18 protein-coding genes are annotated in these 14,203 nt (G+C 61.0%); 5 read left to right on the top strand and 13 right to left on the bottom strand.

Annotation, left to right across the window (positions count from 1 at the left end):
• Position 1: 1 nt before the first annotated feature.
• Positions 2-673, bottom strand: coding sequence for an O-methyltransferase (locus ACVWVY_RS23440; protein ID WP_456632292.1), 672 nt, complete (start codon positions 671-673; stop codon positions 2-4).
• 91 nt (positions 674-764) lie between these two features.
• Between ACVWVY_RS23440 and ACVWVY_RS23435 the strand changes: the two genes are divergently transcribed.
• Positions 765-1,430, top strand: coding sequence for a TetR family transcriptional regulator (locus ACVWVY_RS23435; protein ID WP_456628603.1), 666 nt, complete (start codon positions 765-767; stop codon positions 1,428-1,430).
• On the opposite strand, the gene ACVWVY_RS23430 is transcribed toward ACVWVY_RS23435, so the two are convergent.
• From ACVWVY_RS23430 to secE, 5 genes are all read right to left on the bottom strand, one after another.
• Complete coding sequence (locus ACVWVY_RS23430; protein ID WP_456628602.1) at positions 1,403-2,362, bottom strand: 2-hydroxyacid dehydrogenase; 960 nt, start codon at positions 2,360-2,362, stop codon at positions 1,403-1,405. The genes ACVWVY_RS23435 and ACVWVY_RS23430 overlap by 28 nt on opposite strands.
• A gap of 119 nt (positions 2,363-2,481) precedes the next feature.
• Positions 2,482-3,174, bottom strand: a complete 693-nt coding sequence (gene rplA / locus ACVWVY_RS23425; protein ID WP_456628601.1) for a 50S ribosomal protein L1 — start codon at positions 3,172-3,174, stop codon at positions 2,482-2,484.
• 6 nt (positions 3,175-3,180) lie between these two features.
• The gene (gene rplK, locus ACVWVY_RS23420) at positions 3,181-3,609 is read right to left on the bottom strand and encodes a 50S ribosomal protein L11 (protein WP_456628600.1); all 429 of its coding nucleotides are present in this window, start codon (positions 3,607-3,609) and stop codon (positions 3,181-3,183) included.
• Positions 3,610-3,766: 157 nt separating this feature from the next.
• Positions 3,767-4,297 (bottom strand): transcription termination/antitermination protein NusG, encoded by a 531-nt coding sequence (gene nusG, locus ACVWVY_RS23415; protein WP_247787048.1) that lies wholly within the window; start codon positions 4,295-4,297, stop codon positions 3,767-3,769.
• 20 nt (positions 4,298-4,317) lie between these two features.
• Positions 4,318-4,509 (bottom strand): preprotein translocase subunit SecE, encoded by a 192-nt coding sequence (gene secE, locus ACVWVY_RS23410; protein WP_283034105.1) that lies wholly within the window; start codon positions 4,507-4,509, stop codon positions 4,318-4,320.
• Positions 4,510-4,880: 371 nt separating this feature from the next.
• Between secE and ACVWVY_RS23405 the strand changes: the two genes are divergently transcribed.
• On the top strand, positions 4,881-5,066 hold the full coding sequence (locus ACVWVY_RS23405; RefSeq protein WP_456628599.1) for a hypothetical protein: 186 nt from the start codon (positions 4,881-4,883) through the stop codon (positions 5,064-5,066).
• 62 nt (positions 5,067-5,128) lie between these two features.
• On the opposite strand, the gene ACVWVY_RS23400 is transcribed toward ACVWVY_RS23405, so the two are convergent.
• The 7 genes from ACVWVY_RS23400 to ACVWVY_RS23370 all read right to left on the bottom strand — a co-directional run bounded on the left by ACVWVY_RS23400 (position 5,129) and on the right by ACVWVY_RS23370 (position 12,086).
• Entirely contained in the window at positions 5,129-5,866 is a 738-nt protein-coding gene (locus tag ACVWVY_RS23400) for a hypothetical protein (protein WP_456628598.1), read from the bottom strand.
• Entirely contained in the window at positions 5,863-6,258 is a 396-nt protein-coding gene (locus tag ACVWVY_RS23395; RefSeq protein ID WP_456628597.1) for a phage holin family protein, read from the bottom strand. The genes ACVWVY_RS23400 and ACVWVY_RS23395 overlap by 4 nt, the downstream gene beginning before the upstream one ends.
• Entirely contained in the window at positions 6,255-6,923 is a 669-nt protein-coding gene (locus ACVWVY_RS23390) for a hypothetical protein (RefSeq protein WP_456628596.1), read from the bottom strand. Before ACVWVY_RS23390 ends, ACVWVY_RS23395 begins: the two co-directional genes overlap by 4 nt.
• Before the next feature lie 11 nt (positions 6,924-6,934).
• Positions 6,935-7,951: a DUF3618 domain-containing protein gene (locus tag ACVWVY_RS23385; RefSeq protein ID WP_456628595.1), complete on the bottom strand. Its 1,017-nt coding sequence runs from the start codon at positions 7,949-7,951 to the stop codon at positions 6,935-6,937.
• Positions 7,952-7,990: 39 nt separating this feature from the next.
• Positions 7,991-8,845 (bottom strand): YihY/virulence factor BrkB family protein, encoded by an 855-nt coding sequence (locus tag ACVWVY_RS23380; protein WP_456628594.1) that lies wholly within the window; start codon positions 8,843-8,845, stop codon positions 7,991-7,993.
• A gap of 1,532 nt (positions 8,846-10,377) precedes the next feature.
• Positions 10,378-10,554, bottom strand: a complete 177-nt coding sequence (locus tag ACVWVY_RS23375) for a hypothetical protein (RefSeq protein WP_456628593.1) — start codon at positions 10,552-10,554, stop codon at positions 10,378-10,380.
• Positions 10,555-11,918: 1,364 nt separating this feature from the next.
• A complete protein-coding gene (locus tag ACVWVY_RS23370; protein ID WP_456628592.1) occupies positions 11,919-12,086 on the bottom strand; it encodes a hypothetical protein in 168 nt (55 codons plus the stop codon).
• A 561-nt stretch (positions 12,087-12,647) separates the two neighbouring features.
• Here ACVWVY_RS23370 and ACVWVY_RS23365 point away from each other — a divergent pair.
• The 3 genes from ACVWVY_RS23365 to ACVWVY_RS23355 all read left to right on the top strand — a co-directional run bounded on the left by ACVWVY_RS23365 (position 12,648) and on the right by ACVWVY_RS23355 (position 14,170).
• Positions 12,648-12,860 carry a hypothetical protein gene (locus ACVWVY_RS23365; RefSeq protein WP_456628591.1) on the top strand — a complete coding sequence of 71 codons (213 nt, stop codon included), beginning with the start codon at positions 12,648-12,650 and terminating at the stop codon, positions 12,858-12,860.
• 889 nt (positions 12,861-13,749) lie between these two features.
• The gene (locus ACVWVY_RS23360; protein ID WP_456628590.1) at positions 13,750-14,022 is read left to right on the top strand and encodes a hypothetical protein; all 273 of its coding nucleotides are present in this window, start codon (positions 13,750-13,752) and stop codon (positions 14,020-14,022) included.
• Position 14,023: 1 nt separating this feature from the next.
• On the top strand, positions 14,024-14,170 hold the full coding sequence (locus tag ACVWVY_RS23355) for a hypothetical protein (RefSeq protein WP_456628589.1): 147 nt from the start codon (positions 14,024-14,026) through the stop codon (positions 14,168-14,170).
• The last annotated feature ends 33 nt before the right edge of the window (positions 14,171-14,203 follow it).

Genomic DNA, 14,203 nt, shown 5'->3' with positions numbered 1-14,203 from the left:
GTCAGCAGGAACCGATCCGCATCGACAGCTCGACGTCCCCGCCGAATGGCGCGGACATATAGCCGCCAGCCGACCCGCGCACGCGCGCCAGATAGTCGGGGCTGTAATCGACATTGTCGGCGACAATGAAGGCGCCCGGCCGAAGGCGGCTCTCGACCGGGTTCAGGATTTCTGGATAGAGCGCCTTGGCACCGTCCAGCAGCAGCAGGTCAATCGTATCAGGGAGATCGACGCTGAGCGTCCGCAGGGCGTCCCCTTCCCGAATCTCCACGAGGTCGATGAGACCGCCGGCTGTCAGATTATCGCGGGCCCGCACCACCTTGGATGGCTCGAACTCGCTGGTGATCAGGCGGCCGCCACCATTGTCCCGTAGCGCCGCGGCGAGATGCAGGGTCGAGATGCCGAACGAGGTCCCGAACTCGACGATCGTCCGCGCGCGAGAGCTTCGCGCCAGCATGTAGAGCAGCGCGCCAGTCTCTCGCGAGATCGCGAGCGGCGCATTCTTCAGGCGCCCATAGAGGTCGCGGTAATCGGTCTTGCTCCGCATCAGGCGCGCCCGGGCTTCGTCCGAGAGATCGGCCACGGCCGCCTCGGTCTCCGCCGAGGCCGCATCGGCCTCGTCGAACAGGCGATCCAACAGGGGCGCAAGCGGGCTGGTGGTCAGGGTAGTCATCATGCAGGTCTCCAGGGTGAGCGCGTCCTTGCGCTGCCCCTCAAATACGACTAAACATTCGCGTTTTCTAATCGCATTCCCGCCGCTCCTGATGACCGATCGTCGAAGCCCTTCAGTTTCCTCGCGAAAGCGGCCCCAGCAGGCTCGCTCGACCGAGCTCGTTGCAGCCATCCTGGAAGCTGCTGTTCAGGTTTTGGCGAAGGAAGGCGCGCAGCGCTTCACCACGGCGCGGGTGGCCGAGAAGGCCGGCGTCAGCGTCGGATCGCTGTATCAGTACTTCCCGAACAAGGCGGCGATCCTCTTTCGCCTCCAAAGCGACGAATGGCGCCAGACGACCGAGCTGCTGCGCGGCATCCTTGAGGACGTCCAGAGACCGCCGCTCGAACGGCTGCGTACGCTGGTCCACGCCTTCATCCGCTCGGAATGCGATGAGGCCGTGGTGCGAGTCGCACTCGATGACGCTGCCCCGCTCTACCGCGACGCGCCGGAGGCGCACGAAGCGAGGGCGTCGGGAGACCGCACCGTCCAGCTCTTCATGCAGGAAGCTCTGCCCGAAGCTTCGGAGGCGACGCGTGCACTGGCGGGGGAGCTGATTACGACGGCGCTCAGCGCAGTGGGAAAGCAGTTTTCGGAAAGTCCCCGAACCGCAGCCGAGATCGAGACCTTTGCCAATGCAATGGCCGATATGTTCTGCGCCTACCTCAAAGGGCTCGCGCACCGCGGAGATGATCAGCTGGAACTTGACGTCACGGGGTGAGCGAGCGGCTTGCCGGCGAAGAACGCGTCGAGATTGGCCAGCACGCAGTTCTGCATCGCCACATGCGACTCCAGCGTATGGCCGCCGATATGCGGGGACAGCACGACATTGGGCAGCGCCGTCAGCGCGTCGGGCGCGTGCGGCTCCTTCGCGTAGACGTCGAGGCCGGCGCCGGCGATGGTCTGGTCGGTCAGCGCCGCGACCAGCGCCTTCTGATCGATGACGGAGCCGCGGGAGATATTGACGATGTAACCGTCCTTGCCGAGTTTCTGCAGGATATTTGCATCGACCGCATGTTCGGTATCAGCCCCTGCCCGCACCGCGACCATCAGCACGCTGCACCAATCCGCCAGCGCATCGAGCGTCGGAAAATATTGATAGGGAACGTCGTGCTTGCTGCGGCTGAAATAGCCGACCTCGGTCTCGAAGGCGGCGACGCGCGCCGCGATCTTGCGGCCGATCTCGCCCATGCCGTAGACGCCGATTTTGCGGCCGAGCATGCCCGCCTGCGGGCGCATCATCGGTGACGGTTTTGCAGCCGCCCAGCTCCCGCCCCGCACATAGTCGTCAGCCACGAGCAATCGCCGTGTAGTCGCCAGCATCAGGGTGACCGCGATGTCGGCGACCGAAGCCGCGTTCGCCCCCGGGCTGTGAGCGACGTCGATGTTGCGTTTCGCCGCCGCCGCCAGATCGACGCCGTCATAGCCGGTGCCGTAGCAGACGATGGCGCCGAGCTTTGGCAAAAGGTCCATCGCGTCGCCGCCGAGCGGCGTGCCGCCGGCCGTGATCATCGCGCGGATATCTGCGAGCTGTTCGGCAGAAAACACTTCATTGGGCGGCTTGCCGGCAGCGTTCAGGAGTTCAAACCGCTCGCCGAAACGCTCCATCTGGGCCTTTGGAAAACGCGAATAGATCAGGACCTTCTCGGGCATTGTTGTTCCTTCTTGGCAAAGTCCGGCGGGGCGACGATTACGCAAAAGCGACGTCAAACGCAAAGGGCGGAATCGGTCACCCGATTCCGCCCTTGTTTATTCACGTAAACCGCGACGAATTAGCCGAGCAGCGTGCCCGGCTCGACCTTGACGCCCGGGCCCATGGTGGAGGAGACCGCCACGCGCTGGATGTAGGTGCCCTTGGCGCCGGCGGGTTTTGCCTTCGACACCGCGTCCGCAAGCGCTTTCACGTTCTGCACCAGCTTTTCCTCGGAGAACGAGGCCTTGCCGACGCCGGCCTGCACGATGCCGGCCTTTTCGACGCGGAATTCGACCGAGCCGCCCTTGGCGCCCTTCACGGCTGACGCGACGTCCATCGTCACGGTGCCGATCTTCGGGTTCGGCATCATGCCGCGCGGACCAAGCACCTTACCGAGGCGGCCGACCAGCGGCATCATGTCGGGGGTGGCGATACAACGATCGAAATCGATGTTGCCGCCCTGCACCTTCTCGACCAGGTCTTCGGCGCCGACGACGTCAGCACCCGCAGCCTTGGCTTCTTCCGCCTTGGCGCCGCGGGCGAACACGCCGACGCGCAGCGTACGGCCGGTGCCGTTCGGCAGGTTGACGACGCCGCGAACCATCTGGTCGGCGTGACGCGGGTCGACACCGAGATTGATCGCGATCTCGATCGTCTCGTCGAACTTCGACTTGGCGCGTTCCTTGACCATCTTGATGGCTTCCGCGAGCGGATAGAGCTTCTCGCGGTCGACACCCTCGCGGGCCTTCTTCAAACGTTTTCCGATTGCCATCGCCCGTTACCCCGCAACTTCCAGACCCATCGAACGGGCGGAGCCCTCGACCATCTTCATGGCCGACTCGATGGAATCGCAATTGAGATCCTTCATCTTCTTCTCGGCGATCTCGCGCACCTGCGCTTTCGTCACCTGGCCGGCCTTGTCGCGGCCCGGAGCTTTCGAACCGGACTGGATCTTGGCGGCCTGCTTGAGGAAGTGGGACATCGGCGGCGTCTTCATCTCGAAGGTGAAGGAACGGTCCGCATAGATGGTGATGATCACCGGGATCGGGGTGTTCTTTTCTTCCTTCTGCGTCTGCGCGTTGAACGACTTGCAGAATTCCATGATGTTGAGACCGCGCTGACCAAGCGCGGGACCGATCGGGGGCGAAGGATTCGCCGCACCGGCCGGCACCTGCAATTTCAGGTATCCGGTCACTTTCTTTGCCATGTATCGCTCCTGTTGTGCCGGCCGGAACCGGCTGTTTCAGGGTCCGTGGTTCGGTTGACGAGCGGTTGGCGACCGCCCTCTCCCTCCCACGGCCTCAATCAACGCGAGACAGAGCCTCGCGCCGCTCGATACGCGAAGACGCGCTTCGCGCTTTCGGTCAGACCTTCTCGACCTGACCGAATTCCAGTTCGACGGGCGTGGCGCGGCCGAAGATCGACACCGCGACCTTCACGCGCGAACGCGCCTCGTCAATTTCTTCAACCACGCCGGAGAACGACGCGAACGGGCCATCGGCCACGCGGACGTTCTCGCCGATTTCGAACGACACCGACGCCTTCGGACGTTCGACGCCTTCCTGCACCTGGTGCAGGATCCGCATCGCCTCGGATTCGGAGATCGGCATCGGCTTGTTCTCGGCGCCGAGGAAACCGGTGACCTTGGGCGTGTTCTTGATCAGGTGAAACGCCTCGTCGGTCAGCTTCATCTTCACCAGCACGTAGCCCGGGAAGAACTTGCGCTCGGCGTCGATCTTGCGGCCGCGGCGCACCTCGGTGACTTTTTCGGTCGGCACCAGCACCTGCTCGAACAGATCCTCGAGCCCGCGCTGCTTCGCCTGTTCGCGGATCGATTCAGAGACCTTCTTTTCGAAATTCGAATAGGCGTGAACGATGTACCAGCGCTTGTCCATGGTTTGGGTTCCGGTGCTCATCAGTGGACGCCCAGCAGGAAAGTGACAACGTAGCGGATGATCAAATCCGATGTGAAGAAGAAGATCGACGCCAGTGCAACCATCACGAACACCATGATCGTGGTGATCGTCGTCTCGCGGCGCGTCGGCCAGGTGACCTTGGCGGTCTCCGAGCGCACTTCCTGCAGGAATTTGAACGGGCTGAAAGCCATCGTTGGTTACCGCGTCCTTCGTGAGACGATTGTGATTTAAGCGAAATCCGAACAGCCCTCTAGCGCCCAGCCCTCTCTCGAAGGATGAGCCGCACAGCGGGCTCGATTGTTCGGGGGAATTCAAAGCCGCGCCGGATATCCGCATTAACGGGCCAGCAGCAGGTGGCGGGTATCTACTGCCAGTCGGGCAAAAGGTCAAGGTACGGGGTGCCGCGGGGCTTCAAATCGCCCCTTTCGGGACCAGGCGAAAAGCACCGCCGGCCATTGGTTAATCCCCGGGTACAACCTTCCCTCAAATGCTCACAAGCCCGCGATCTGGATTTTAAAAGCTGCTTTCTATCCTGTGCGCTCCATAGGGGAGCGCGACGACCATGGCTCTGTCAGGCCAAGACCAGGAAAGACCCACGGGCGAGACGGCCTGGACCGTTCTCGACGCGGCCAACGACCTCGGCGACATCATCACGATCGATGCATGCCGGCGGGTGATCGACGCCGATCTGCGGGGCGAGCCTCCCGCCCGATCGGACGTCGCGGTGCTTTCCGCATTCTTCAGCTAATTTCAGGCTGGCGGCAAAAATCCCGCCAACCCGCTGATCAATCAACATATTTTTCCGATAAGCTACGGTCGTAGCTTTTCCCGTCCCGCGTCCAGCGCATCCCGACCGGCTTGTTGAACCCGGTCGGCATATTCGGCGCCGGCGTCCGCGAACTCCGCTTTGAGCGTATCGGATGCCTCTCGGACGCTTTGCGACACGGCCCCGGCACGCTCCTTCAAGTCCGCCTTCAGGCCGTCACTCAGGTGCCCGACCCATTGGTCTTCGAGACTCGACTTGGCCAGCGCGCCCGCCACCGTCGCGCCGATCGCAAGGCCTACGGCGCCCAGCACCAGCGGTTGCCTTTCCAGGAGATCGGACAGCGACGATTGCGCCTGCCTCAGAGTTTCCGTCCTCGGCAAAGCCCGGCCCACCCGGTCAAACATTTCCCGGGCGCCGGCCATGCCTTCGTCGAACCGCTCGCTCATCGTTTCCGCCGCGCCTGACATCGCATCGGAAGCGGCTGTTCTGGCCTTGCTGACCGTTTCATTGACGGTGTGTGAGGCTTCGTCCTGCATTCGGGAGGCGCGGTTCCGCATGGAGCCGTAGCTATCCTCCCAGCTGGAGAAGGCCGACGTTTGTGCGCGTGCGCCAAGATCGGCGATCGGCGCGGTCGCTGAGGTGATCGAACCGGCGGCGTTTTTCAGTTTGTCACTGCCGATCAGCAGCCACAGCGCACCACCTCCGATCAGGGCTGCGGCAAGCGGGTTTTCCCGGGCAGCCGCGGTCAGACCATCTATGAAACTACCTTGTGAACCGTTCATCGCACCATTCCCTTCACGGTGTCCTTGTCCTTATCGAGCTGACGCAACGTTTCTCGCGGCGCCAGATGACGTGCGTCCAGCCGGTTCATGCCGACCGCAAACAAGATGCCTGCGAGCACCGCGGCAACAATCGCTGACATCAGATAGGAGACCGGCTGCGACCAGCCGCCCGCGATCAGGGCCGCGGAAAGCGCAAACAGCGCCATGACGATCGCGGGAATAACCAGGACGGCGCCGGCCGCAATGAGGCCGACGGCGCCACCGATTTGCTGAACCTTCTCACCGAGTTCGGCCTTGGCGAGATCGACCTCGTTCTGGAAAAGTTTTGAAAATTGCGAGAGCGCATCACCGAAGAGATGCGAGATCGCCCGAAGATCGGTCTTGGTGGTCATGACGCCTCACCCTTGTAGGATCCCGAGCTGTAGGATGACGGGTTGTAGGAGGATGGGCTGTAGGAGGATGGCGTATCCGACGATGAAGAGCCCCGGCCCATAGAGCCTTGACCTGAAGCGCCTTGACGTGAAGCGCCTTGGCCCGAATAGCTCTCGCTTCCCGACGCCTTCAGGAAGCGGACAGCCGCGAAGCCGGCGAGCACCGAGAGACCGAGAAAAGCCGCAGGCTGCCGTTTCGCAAAATCCGTCGCGCCGTCGACGAGATCACGGAAGCTTCCGTTGCGGATTTTCTCCGCGGCCTCGTCGACATATTCGGCCGCCGAATTGATGCCGCGGGCTGCGAACGGCACGTCGTTTTCGAATGCGCGTGCCGCATCTCGGATATTGCCGGCGAAGCGGCCGACGAAATCGGCGCCAGAGCGCTGTTGTTCATGCGCGTGTTCCTGGACACGATCCGCGGCTCCGGCTGCAGCCTCCTTGGCGGCATCGGCCGCCTCCTTGAATTTGTCGCGTGCGGTGTCCGTCGACGCCTTCAGTACATCGCCGGCGCGCTGTTTGATCTCAGCGCCGGCATCAGCCACCTGGTCCTTCAGGTTCTGGGACGAGCCGGTATTCTGGTTCTGGGAAAAATTCTTGTTGCGGGTGTTAAGATCCATATCGCTCATGATGGCCTCTATTAGCTGTGCGGGTTTCGGGAAGGATCGAAGGCCGTCGTCACGACGTCGTCGGCCACCTCTTTGAGTTTTTCGGTCACGTCCTCGGTGATGCGGCTGGCGTGGCCACCGAGGTCGGCTTCGGAAACGCGTTTGGCCGCGGCGTCAGCTGCCGACAGCACCGTGTCCTTGGCCGCCTCGAAGCCGGATTGAGCCGCAGTGCCGGCCGCGCGCTTGACCTGATCGCTGGCCTTACCGACCACGCTCGCTTCGACCCTGGTGCTCGGAAGGGAAGCAGCAAGGATCGCACCGATCGCAACGCCGAGACCGCCGATCAATGCAGCGTTGTCCCGGATCACCTTGCTGGCAGTGGCGGGAGCGTTCGTAGCGGTCGAGCGAACACGCTCCATCTGCTCCCTTGCGATCTCCGAAGCGGCATCCATGCCGGACCTGACCTTGCTGGTGACGGCATCGGCGGCCTGCGTCGCGCGATCCCTCAGGTCGCCAGCCACGCCGCTCGCCGCATCTGCCATTCCTTCTGCGGTTTCCTGCGCTTCGTCGGCCATATCAGCGGCCTGACGCTCGGCGTGGGACATCGCTTTCCGCATGCTGTCGCCCAGGGACTGCGCGCGTTCCGTCGCCTCGTCGATGACCTCCCTCGCCTTCTCGATTCCCGGCGATGCCGCTTCCGCGGCGCGCTCGCGAACGGTCTTCGAAGTCAGGGCAAGGCCGGCGCCGATCATCAAAAGCGGCAGCGGAAAGCCGCGGGCCAGGCGCAGCGCGGGCACGGCGATCGCAGTGCCGGCCGCGATCGCCTGCATCGGATTGTCCATGGCCTGCTGCTTCAGCGCATCCATCCAGCCGTGGGTCTTGTGACTGATGAAGCCGCTTACCTCAGCCTTGATGTGTTCCGGCGAGACCTTGTAGCGGATGTCTTCCGCCGTGTCGGCGATCTGCTCCCTCAACCGGTCGACGGTTGCCGCAAGCTGCGCGCGGCTTTGCTCGGAGTCCCGTCGTAGCTCCTCTACGGATCGTGTCATGTCGTCAGCCCTGTGGGTTTGCGTTGTTTTGAAACGAACTCAGGCGCTGTTGAATTGTTCCTCGCGCTCCTTGCGCGCCGTAGGATTACGCGCGTCATCGATCGCCTTCGTCAGTTCGGCGCCGAACAGAAATATCTGCGCGGAGTAGTAGACCCAGAACATCAGGACGATCAGCGCACCCGCCGCGCCATAGGTCGAGCTCGGCGCTGCCTGGCCGAGGTACCATCCGATCAGCGATTTTCCGACGGTGAACAGCAGCGCTGTGACAAAAGCGCCCAGGAGAAGATGTCGCCAGTAGATCGTCGTATCCGGCAGTACCCGGTAGATCGCTGCGAACAATAGCGTGAAGATACCGAGCGACACGACGGTGTTAAGCGCGCTGAGCACGGCCGTGCCGGCAGACCACTGTTCCAGGGCTGATAGCCCGGCGCTCGCGGCCAGCGAGACGATCAGCATGAAGCCCAGTGCGGCGACGAGGCCGAGACTGGCCGCCCGGCTCCGGATCAAGGAGAAGATTGGCTCGTCCGTCGGCTTGGCCTTGAACGTTGCGTTCAATGCCGTGCGCATCTCGCCGAACACGCCGGATGCCGTTACCAGCACTGTGACGACGCCGACGAGGGTTGCGGTCGCGCCGGACGTCGGATCGGTTGATCGCGCCAGGATGGATTTAATGAAGTCGCCGCCGGTCGATCCCAACAGCCGGCCGAGCTCGTCGCTGATGGCGGCGCGAGCAGCGTCCTGACCGAACGCCAGGCCAGCGATCGCAACGACGATCAGAAGTACGGGTGCCAGGGACGTGGCGGCATAGAAGGCAATGGATGCTCCCCGGCTCAAGGCGTCGTTCGCAACGAACCCGAATACCGCCGCCTTCAGGACCCGCCACAAGAGTCCCATGGGTCGTCCCTCGCCTCCCTTGCAGCAAACAAGCCGCGCGCTGTGCCGGTAACGCGGGAGTTCATGGAAGTTTCCTCGGGCCGCTGAAAGGCATCGCACGGTCCGGCGATACGGCTGCGCGCTTTGGATTTCACCCTTCCTACGCCCGCGCTTCTCCCTCAGGCAGTCTGTCCCGGAATGACGAAACTGAACCCGTCCGCTTGCGCCGCGTGAAAGCGCGGCCGCCGGCCCATGCTATCCAGTGAATCGGAAGGCGTGCCCGCCGAATCGGTCGCCCCGAGGGCGGGACCTTGCCGGGTCGCTCGTTATCTTCGGAATTACGCTAAGTATTTGATTTAGCTGGCAGGAGTGGCAGGGCTCGAACCTGCGACCCCCGGTTTTGGAGTTCGGCAACTGCCGTCCATTCGCGTCCCGTTCAATCCATAATAGCACTGATCTATATGATGTTTCCCTAATTGCGGTCCCAAGCGTTCCTGCTCCTTCCCGCCCATTTGGGTAGCAAAATGGTAGCAAGCGGCTTACGACGCAGATTAATCTTTCAAGTCGGATCTGCCCACCCGATCCTAGTCCATGCCAAGCATTCGGTACCGCCGGGCTCCACGTCTTACCGTTGTAAGGCCCGCCGGGACAATCCCGCCTTCGACGGCGCGCTAGCCGTCGCCTTGAGGCTTGTTGAGAACGTAGCGGTTGCCCTGCGCCTTCTCGGCGTAACAATTTCACTGTGTCCTTCGAGTTACAGCAATTTATGCGAATCCTTATTTCTCTGGTGGCTACACCGAGGCTCATCGCACCGGCTTCGGTAGCTACCTGACCACTGCGAACCTTCCGACCGGCGTCGGCCTCTCAGGTGGCACGAACAAGGGCTGGTTTCTCGGTTCTGGTATCGAACACACGGTTAGATGGATTCCGGGCCTGACCTGGAAGACCGAGTACCGATTCTCCGAATTCGACCGCCGCGATAACGCCGAGTTTGTCACTGTGACGGGTGTGCTCACCGGAAACGTGAGCCGCGACAGGATGTTCACGCAAACTATCACATCGACCCTGTCCTACCGTTTCAACTGGGGTGGCACGCCGGTCGGCGCGAATTACTGATCTCTGCTAAATCAGCAAGCTCAAAAGCCCCGGCATCGTCCGGGGCTTTTTGTTGGCGTGAGCAAAACTCGCCTGCCGGGGTTAACCAAGCGTCCTAGATGCTCTAGAGCCATCCGCTTTGTTGACGCACAGCCATATCCAAATCTCCCGAGCGGACCTGGGACATACGCGCTCGTATCCTTCGTAGGTGAGTCCGGCCGCCGGTCGATCGGCGCCAGCGCATGGGCGAGTCTGGGCCGCTGGTGCGTACGAGCTTGTGCCACGCAGTGCCCGCAAGCACTGAAACCTACGGGTGGCTGTGTCCGTAACTCGATCGGCAGGTGGCAGGAATTGCCCAATCTCCGCACGTCACCTGTTAACGGCCTCAGCTCCAGCGCGCTGGGGCCGTTTCTTCGACGCTCGGGGAGTGCGCTGAGATCGGTTTGCCGGATCTTGGTTTAAGCAACGCGGATCTCAGCGAAAATTTCATCGCAATACTCGCTCAGTCGCCTGACTCTCTGCTGTTCCGGTCGAAACTTGGCGATCACTGCCGCAATATCTGCACGGCCAGAGGCGGCAACTTCTTGAAGCAACATAAGGGCATCTAAGGTTACGCGTTCGAGACCGGACTCCATTTTAGACCCTCCCGTTGGTTCTTAATCCTTTCATTGATTGGGACGTCTGAGGGCGTGTTCGAGGCGCTTTCTAGAGTATTCATGGTAAAAAATGGCCAAGACTAAGGCCGTCGGGCGTTTCGGGCGATGCACCAGGTGCCCAACACGAAAAACGCGGGGTCTCGCCCCGCGTCCTCATTCTATCGCTTGAGCCGGCGGCGGTGGCTCATCAGTCACTGCCGGTTGCGTTTCCTGTGCGATCGGCGCCGGCGCACGGCTCCCCCCCTGCGGTGATGTTTAGGCGGCGGTCGGACGAAACCATTTTTCAATCGCTGCGAAGCCGCCCGGAAATAAACACCAGCTAGTATTGGAGCGGTTCCGCGTTGCGTGAGTGGTGATTTATGTCGAGTTCTTTTCACAGCGCAGACAGACGCACCTACCGGAAAGTTATGCTGGTAGGCTTGTTATTTTGCGCGGCGTTTGTGGTGTTCAGTTTTTATGCCAGAGAACAGCCGGAAAATACCTACGTACTGAAAAAGGCGGACAAGTTGGTTCGCACCGCTGGCTCAGGGGCCCCTGCCAATTAATGCCGAAGAGAAAGCCCGCCAGCGTGAACCGGCGGGCCTCGATTTCGTGAGCAATCAAACGTCCAAGGCGGCCGCTTACTAGCGAGTAGCACACATGTACATGTTGATTTCCATCTCCAGTCAATTCTTTTGAGACAAATGTGGCCGGCCGAGATCCGCAGGAGCGGGCGCGCGCCCAGGTCGAAAAAAGCCCCGCCTGGGTGGGACGGGGCTCAGGTACCTTGCTCTACTGGATATGATCCCTCCGCGTGTGGGATCAACCGGAGGCTATCATGCCGGACGGTCCCATCAAACAACGCCTAGGTGCGTTCTTCGCGATGATTTCGGCTCACCGACACCGTCAGTTGCCCGGAAATTCCTGATAGCTGAAATCTGAGCCGGCGTCCCACTGGACGCTTACGCGCCCTCCATTCGCGTCGATTGTCCGCGTCGCTGGGCAGGTAGCGGGCGCGTCCGTGGACTCGATGAAACGGCTTGAAAGCCGGCTGTTGTCGCGGCGGAATATCCTGACGATAGCCGTCGGCCTCCATGAAAAAGCCCGGCGCCGTTCTCCGCCGCAATCACCTCAGCGGCTTCGCTGCCCTCCAACTCCAGACGGCTGAGGAGCTCGCCGTGCAGCGGGCGTGCGCGGTAGATCTGCAAACTCTGACGAATGGTAGTCTCGGCCTTCGGGAGTGGTGATGTGGATGTCGTAGCAGCCCGTTTGCGACATCTCGCGAGCCTTCTTCAGCGCAGCCTCGGGGGTCTTCCTCCGATGCAGGATTTCGCCGTCCTTGCACTTCGCCTTTATCGAGAATCTCATTTCTTGTTTTTCTTGTTCTTTTTGTTCTTCTTCATGATTTCGGCCTGAACTCTGAAGGCCTGGGCCAAAGACTTCATCTGATCGACCACAATCGCGTCAGCCGAGCTCGCCGCTACCCGTTCTGCGGTGACTGCCTGCTGCCGGATTGCTTTGGCCATCTTCATGAAAAGTCCAATTGCTAGCCCAGCGCGTAGTTCCAAGCAGAAGCGGCTTTCGGTCCCCGGAACGACGGTCGAATGAGGCCGAGCCGGCTCACGGGAGTTGCATCGAATGCCAGCCTAACTCTCAAAGGTACAAATGATGAGCGCAGGTTGAACGCTCGAACCATTTCCTATCGCATGGCGGCAACATCTCCGCGGTTTCCATCGCGGAACAGAAAACTGGACTCCTCATGCATTAAGGTTTGGATCAGTCTTTAGAAACCGGAGCCGGCGGTTCGTCATTTCATCATCGATGCATTTACCCGGCTAAAGCCGCAGCGCGCCAATGCCTGCGGCTATTTATTGCCTGAGCGTTACTGTCCTCGCTTCAGAAATCAAAACGGCCCCAGCGCCCTGCTCGCCTCTTGTAATCAAAGCGTCACGAACCTGCGACAGACTTAGTGAGCCGGCATTTTAGGAGCCGGCCAGGGAAATGCCACTGCCGCCGAGCGAAGATGTTCCGCTCTGGCCAGCCTTGTGGCCTTAAGCAAGAAAATAAACCCACTCGTCAAAGGACGACGATAGATGATTGATCAACAGTTGGCTCGCTTGCGTACCCATCGCAGTAATATTCAACGCTATCGCAACCTATTGCAGACCAGCCTGACAGAACTTGAACGGCAGTTTGTCCAAAAGCGCCTGACCGAAGAGCAATCAAATCTGGAGAGCTTGGCTACCTCCGTCCCCGATCAGTTTCGCGGGTCGAAAGCCGGTCCTCCGGACAGCCGCTTGGCTTAGGCGGTCTGGGCCCGTGCCTTGCAACCAGTATTCCTGGTTGGGGTCAGCAAATTGTACTGGAACTTTGGTTCCCCAAAAAGCGTTATGGCCAGCGAGGCAGGACCCTCTGGAGGAATCCTCATGCTGCGGCGTCATCAGGTGAAGCACACAGCTTCATTGGAAGAGCGGATCGCGGAACGGATCGACGAGATTAGAGCAAAGGCCGAAGCCCTTCCTTTGGATAGCAGCGAACGTGCACGCATGGAGCGTAGGGCAAGGCAGGCCGACACAGCCAACCACATCACCGAGTGGCTGACATCCCCGGGATTGAGGCCGCCAGATTAAAAGGCGAACAATGCGTTTGAAACGCGACAACGCGCTTAGGAAATACTGGGGTCGAAGCGGTTTGAAGGCAGGAAGTATTGAGTTTCGCGGGCTGAGGATCGCCTGTCTCGTCCGGAACCAATCCGAGACTGGAGCCACGTTGGAGGTAGTCAGCGCGAACGAGCTTCCGGCACAATTTACATTGCTGGTAGCCACTGACGGCACCAGGCATAGGTGCATAATTATCTGGCGAACGGGAAAGATGATCGGCGTCAAATTCCTTTGAAAGAAAAGCCAATAAACGGCCCTGGCGCACTCCACACACGCCAGAGCCGCCAACCCGGGCTCGGTCACGGGTTTTCTTCCGGTCGCATATCTACCGGAAGCCTGAATCGACTCCAGCAAGGCTACATCGTTCCAGCAGTAGGGCTCAGTCGAGACTGGTAAGCCCGCCGGTGGGGGTTTGGTTTGCGGGCTGCAATGTGCCGGTCGGTCGGCGCCAGCGCATGGGCGAGTCCGCAGGCAATAGGAACGCGAGAACATTTGGCAAGTTCTTCCACCAGTTCACCCGCCTGAGGCTGAAAGTATGACCGCCCTGTCATCGATCGAATACCCCCACTGGCTGATGATAGCTGGCGCCCTTTTGCTAATGCTGGGCTTCATCGGACTCGCATCGCGCCGACGAGGCGTTGACGCTGAACCGGACGCCATCGCGAGTGAAGAGTCATCCGAGCCGGAAGCCGACCTGAACGACGTAGAGGTTTACAATCGCACGGCGAAGGCGAAGCGCAGGGATCGGTGGGCTGAACGGCTCGCCGACGAGGAACCGATCGATGCCAAGTCGGAATCCAGGGCTTAAAATGACCGTGCTGATCTACGTGGATACGAGCAAGCAGGTCGGAGACCTTAATCACCTCAAGGTTTTTGCGAATGCTGACGCGGCGGAAACGTGGTTCGAGGAAAACGACCCGGAGGGCGTCGCATTCGAGTATGAAGTTCTGGAATGAACCGCATCGGATACGGACGACCTGTGGCTGGCA

This window comes from Bradyrhizobium sp. URHC0002 (genome assembly GCF_054059515.1).
This window is presented reverse-complemented; position numbering and strand designations above follow the sequence as displayed.